The sequence below is a fragment of the Enterococcus florum genome (assembly GCF_004309355.1).
GTDB lineage: Bacteria > Bacillota > Bacilli > Lactobacillales > Enterococcaceae > Enterococcus_A > Enterococcus_A florum.
In genome coordinates this window covers 1-2,217 of sequence record NZ_BJCC01000053.1, presented here as the reverse complement: position 1 = coordinate 2,217, position 2,217 = coordinate 1, and the positions used below count along the sequence as shown (strand labels likewise).

Below are 2,217 nucleotides of genomic sequence, written 5' to 3'. Positions count from 1 at the left end.
GAATTCTCGTCATTTCACTGGCTTTTTATTTAGAGACTTATGTCACAGCCTCTTTTAGCTTGCTTCAAAGAAAATATTTTTACTAACTAGAACGGTCATCATGTTTTTTGAGCACAGAAAAAGGCCAGCAAGTTTAATGGTTGTGTTTTTTTCATTCCTGTGTAGCCTTGGAACTTCACACTCTTCTTGACTTAGACGATTCTTCACTTTACTAAATTCACTGTCTAAGTTCACCATTAAAGCGAGGTTGATGGGTCGATGGTTCTTCTTTGTCCACATTCCTCTTGCTTGCTAGGCCTGATTCAATTGGTAAGGAGTTAACAAAAATCCCTACTTCCTTTCTGCCATCCGGCATTTAATCCGAAATGAAAATTTCTCTTCATTTCCTGTTGCTTCATAAAGCTTTGCAACGGAGGGATTACTAACCCTTACACCTATTTTATACCATAATCCAGCTTTTTTTGCAAGCGTTTACACATCAAAAATCCAATTCTTTTACCTATTCTTTTTACTGTTTTATGTTACTATTTCTAGAGGAGGGATCATGATGAACCTATTGTATATATCGATTTCCGGCAATACAAAATCGTTTGTTGAACGATTGGCTGCTTATTCAGAAGAACAACATCAAGCAGATGCCGCAAGACCTATATTTCTGACAAAGGAAATTTCAGACAACACTTTATTTGAGAAGGAAACGGAACCATTCGTGACCTTTGTGCCCACCTATTTAGAGGGTGGCAATGGAATAGATAACGGAGACGTGGAAATTTTGACCGAAACTATGAGGGAATATCTCGAATATGAGGACAATTATCGCCACTGTCTAGGCGTGATCGGCAGCGGAAATAAAAACTTCAACTATCAATATTGTTTGACGGCAAAGCAGTACAGTGAAGCTTTTCATATTCCATTTTTAGCTGATTTTGAACTTCGGGGAACGGACAGCGATCTAAAACGAATTTATCAGCGAATAAACGATTTAATCTAATCATTTTATCATTATTCTCTTGACTTTTATTCATGCAAAAGGCATTCTTTTATCAAGACGTTTTTTACTGCAGCAGACTTTTCCTGGGGTAAGAACAGCTTCGATTCATCTTGAGTTTTACTGATGAATCAATCCATAGTACGAAGGAGCGAAATGTGTGAAAAAAGTTGCAATAATCGGTGTAGGTCACGTGGGAAGTACACTCGCCTATACGTTAATTTCGAGAAATATCGTCGATGAGCTAATCCTTTTTGATACAAAAGAGGAGCAGCTGCTCTCCGAATACAATGATCTATTTGATGGACAAGTCGATCGAGACAATTATGTGAAGTTGATCAAGCCAACGATCGAAGAATTAGCCGATACAGATGTTATTGTTTTTTCAGCGGGAGACATCTCTATCTTCAGAAACAACGCGGATCGCTTTGCTGAACTGGAATTGACGAACGGCATTGTGAAAGAGTGGGCTCCGAAGATTAAAGCATCCGGTTTCAAGGGTATTTTAGTCAATATTACGAATCCTTGTGATGCGGTCACTCAGCGTTTACAAGAACTTACTGGTTTTCCGAAAGAACGTGTTTTTGGAACTGGCACGACCTTAGACAGTGCCCGCATGAAACACGCAGTGAGCGAAAAGTTCAACGTTCACCCATCCTCAGTAGAGGGATATGTTTTAGGTGAACACGGGGATTCCCAATTTGTCGCATGGTCCTCTGTTCGAATCGGCGGGATTCCAATTACTGAGATGCTGTCCGAAAAGGAATTAGATGATTTGGAGTCAGTGGCTCGTGACGGCGGCTGGATCACCATGAAAGGAAAAGGGTATACCTCCTTTGGAATTGCCAATCAAGGCGCGTTAGTCGTTGAAGCAGTACTGAACAACAATCAGCGGATTCTTCCAGTCAGTTCATTTGATACTGCAGCACAATGCTACGTTGGACATCCCGCTCAGGTTTCCTGCGACGGCATCGTGAAAGATTTTCAATTAGAGCTCACTGAAAGCGAACAACAAAAGTGGAAGAAAACGATTGACACGATCAAATACATGCACAGCACAGCTAACTAGCCATGATAAATATGAGACGACGGTTGCCTTAAAAGCAGCCGTCGTTTCTATTGGTCTCCATTTGCCTTATTCTAAACACAAAAAAACCATTCATATAAAATGAATGGCTAGGTTGCGTGGCGACGTCCTACTCTCACAAAGGGAAACCCTTCACTACAAT

2 protein-coding genes are annotated in these 2,217 nt (G+C 40.6%); both read left to right on the top strand.

Going from position 1 to position 2,217, the window contains the following annotated elements:
- Window positions 1-547 precede the first annotated feature (547 nt).
- Window positions 548-991, top strand: coding sequence for a class Ib ribonucleoside-diphosphate reductase assembly flavoprotein NrdI (gene nrdI / locus NRIC_RS18970; RefSeq protein ID WP_146624291.1), 444 nt, complete (start codon window positions 548-550; stop codon window positions 989-991).
- A gap of 157 nt (window positions 992-1,148) precedes the next feature.
- Window positions 1,149-2,057 (top strand): L-lactate dehydrogenase, encoded by a 909-nt coding sequence (locus NRIC_RS18965; RefSeq protein ID WP_146624290.1) that lies wholly within the window; start codon window positions 1,149-1,151, stop codon window positions 2,055-2,057.
- The last annotated feature ends 160 nt before the right edge of the window (window positions 2,058-2,217 follow it).

Bases quoted from the DNA above. Each gene is read 5' to 3' on its own strand.
- nrdI (WP_146624291.1), top strand. From the start codon at position 548: ATGAACCTATTGTATATATCGATTTCCGGCAATACAAAATCGTTTGTT.